Origin of the sequence: Bacillus nitratireducens (assembly GCF_036320425.1) — a bacterium.
In the GTDB taxonomy this organism is placed as follows: Bacteria; Bacillota; Bacilli; order Bacillales; family Bacillaceae_G; genus Bacillus_A; species Bacillus_A nitratireducens.
The window spans coordinates 1-2,675 of record NZ_JAUMJO010000034.1; the positions used below are offsets into that span (position 1 = coordinate 1).

At 33.6% G+C, this 2,675-nt stretch carries 4 protein-coding genes; all 4 read left to right on the forward strand.

Features of this window, described 5'->3' with window-relative positions; translation table 11 throughout:
- The first annotated feature begins 47 nt into the window (after window positions 1–47).
- The 4 genes from Q3V31_RS30570 (at window position 48) to Q3V31_RS30585 (ending at window position 2,391) form a co-directional block, all read left to right on the forward strand.
- Window positions 48–1,214, forward strand: a complete 1,167-nt coding sequence (locus tag Q3V31_RS30570; RefSeq protein WP_329767697.1) for an HNH endonuclease — start codon at window positions 48–50, stop codon at window positions 1,212–1,214.
- 25 nt (window positions 1,215–1,239) lie between these two features.
- A complete protein-coding gene (locus tag Q3V31_RS30575; RefSeq protein ID WP_071734856.1) occupies window positions 1,240–1,692 on the forward strand; it encodes a YrhA family protein in 453 nt (150 codons plus the stop codon).
- Window positions 1,693–1,711: 19 nt separating this feature from the next.
- Window positions 1,712–2,170: an SMI1/KNR4 family protein gene (locus Q3V31_RS30580; protein WP_071734855.1), complete on the forward strand. Its 459-nt coding sequence runs from the start codon at window positions 1,712–1,714 to the stop codon at window positions 2,168–2,170.
- 86 nt (window positions 2,171–2,256) lie between these two features.
- Window positions 2,257–2,391, forward strand: coding sequence for a hypothetical protein (locus Q3V31_RS30585; RefSeq protein WP_255286268.1), 135 nt, complete (start codon window positions 2,257–2,259; stop codon window positions 2,389–2,391).
- The last annotated feature ends 284 nt before the right edge of the window (window positions 2,392–2,675 follow it).

The following is a 2,675-nucleotide window of genomic DNA, read 5'->3' on the forward strand; positions in this document are numbered from 1 at the left end:
AACGCCCGATTGGTGAGGGGTGATAATCAAATGAAACAAAACCTCAAATGTTTAATGTGTTTCGGGAATTTGATAAGATTGCAGAAGAACTAATGCACGCTGCTGAAAAGTTTCGTAATGCCGATGAACGTTATGATGGTAATTTAGTTGATGGGAATTTATCAGATGAAAAGGTAGAAGAAGGGGCAATGTGTGGTAAACTTCCGCCGAAATCTGACTTCGAGAAAGCTTGGGATGAAGAGAAAAAGGATTTAAGTGACGCATGGACTGGTATTTCTACTGGTGTAGAAGATGCTGTCACAGATGCATGGGAAGGACTTAAAGCATTGGGTGATGCAGAGACGTGGGAAAACATGCGTGATGCAATTGTAAACTACGAAGAAACTCTCCCTGCAATGTGGAACACATTATCCGATTCATATATAAATAATTTCAAAAATGGAGATATGGAAAGTAGAATGCATTATGCTGCCTATGGTGTAGCATCATTATTAACAGGTTTTATCGGTGATAAGGGTCTTAGTAAAGCAGGACAAGCAGGGAAGGTAGTGACAGTCGCAAACCTAGCAAAGGGCGTTTCTAAAATTACTGATTCCGCTGGATATAGAAACGCACTACATATATTAAATAATTTTAAGTTAAACACTGGGAATCGATTTGCCTATGAAGGTGTTGGGGGAAGTACCTTAAAATCAGGTTTTGGCGATGTTTACCAAGAAGCTAGCAATAAGTTATCTCCTTATCAATATACTAAAAGTACCACAGATGGGGATGTTTTTGTTGGTAAATTGTATGGAAAAGACGTACTTCTTGAGGATGTCAAAGTTGAAGATATTACTTATACTAAGAGACCTAGAGAAGAAGCTGAACAACTAAGGAAAGCTTTTGATAGCAGGGTAAGACAAGAGTTTCTTAAATCCTTGGTAAATGACCCTGTTAAGCTTACTGAACTTAAGGAAGCGGGAATAACAGATGGCAATATAGAATTAATGAAACAAGGAAGGCCTCCAGTTGGATGGCAAGTACATCATAATCTTCCTTTAGACGATGGGGGAACAAACGCATTTGAAAATTTAACTTTAATACAAAATCATCCATATCATAAAGCTATAACTAATACACAACGTACATTAACTAGACACTTACAAGATGGAGATAGTGCAGACATAAGCTGGCCTATACCCAAATATGATATCTATCCTAAAGGGAAATAAATACACTTAGAAAGAGGTTTTTTATATGTGGAAAAATCTGATTTTAGAAATTGAAGATATACTGAAAAGTGTTAACTTTAATCTGAACACACCAGCAACAGATAGCGAAGTTCAGAAATTAAGAGAACATGCAAAAGAGAAATTTAATGTTGATTTACCGAGTGAATTTGAGGAGTTTCTTAAAAACGTAAATGGTTTAGATTTTGGTGGACTAGTTATTTATGGAGTTGACCCTTCTTTACTAGAAACAGAAAGAAACGAACCGATTTGTGGATTTATAGACACGAATGAGATTTGGTATGAAAATGAATTTCAAAAAGAGTATCTTTTCTTTGGAGATTCAAGTATTGCTTGGTTTTGTAAAAACTTATCTGACGGTACTTACTTAGAACTTGATAAACCATCTGGCACAGTGATGAAAACATATAATGATTTCAATACAATGCTTGAAGAAGCATTGAAAACAGCCCTTCTGTAATAAGGAGGTAGTAAAAATTATGTTTAACTTTTTGAAAGAGTGTGTTGTAGCTAATGAAAGTGTAAAATCTGACCAAACACCTATTTTCTATCCTTTAAAAAGTGAAGAGATAGAGGAAGCAGAAGATTTATTAAAAATGAAATTCCCTAAAGAATTGAAAAATTTTTATAAAGAAATTGGTTATGGTTTTTTAGAGGCATCAAGTAAGTTCTTTTTTAACAGATTTATGGACCCCTTTTCTGTTGTAGATTTTCGTTTGAGACAAGATATCTATGAATATAACCCTAATATAGATGGTGTAGACGATGAAGAATCATTAGTGTTTTTTGAAGTGACAGAACTTAGCTTTTTAACAATTAAATTTAAGCAAGCGAATGGATTAGGTCAATGCCCTATTTACTCTGAAGATGAGAAAATAGCGGATTCTTTAGAAGAATTTTTAATTAAAATGGGCGAAAATCCTGACTATTATATCTAATGGAAGAATCAATGAACACCTGAGTTTCAGAGTTGAACGTGTAAGTCTTTAGCAAAGTCCTAAAATAACTGACAGGAGTTAGTAACATGGATGCAAAGGTTTCAGAAATTCTAAGAATGTTAAACAATTATGAGGGAAATGAAAAAGAAATTTTTGAACAGATTCAAGCTGAAGCAATGGTGAAATATAAACAATGTGAAGAAATGATTAAGAATCGTTAATCATCTATACATTGATTTATATTTTGAGATAAAGTCGTACCAGATAGTTGATGAAATGAATAATAGTACACGAATGTCATTTAATTTTATTGACGTTTGCCCCTGTGGTTATGTATCATATTCTTATACACATTAGTAACGTAATGTTACCAATGAATTAAGAAAAACTAAACCAATAAAGGGCGTGAAATTTAGCGTATTTATTGGACGAAAAGAAAATGTTAGAAACGTATACATATCAAGGTTTAAAGCTTTTGGTTATACAGTATCCATGTCAAAAGCAA

Bases quoted from the DNA above. Each gene is read 5' to 3' on its own strand.
- Q3V31_RS30570 (WP_329767697.1), top strand. From the start codon at position 48: ATGTTTAATGTGTTTCGGGAATTTGATAAGATTGCAGAAGAACTAATG.
- Q3V31_RS30575 (WP_071734856.1), top strand. From the start codon at position 1,240: ATGTGGAAAAATCTGATTTTAGAAATTGAAGATATACTGAAAAGTGTT.
- Q3V31_RS30580 (WP_071734855.1), top strand. From the start codon at position 1,712: ATGTTTAACTTTTTGAAAGAGTGTGTTGTAGCTAATGAAAGTGTAAAA.
- Q3V31_RS30585 (WP_255286268.1), top strand. From the start codon at position 2,257: ATGGATGCAAAGGTTTCAGAAATTCTAAGAATGTTAAACAATTATGAG.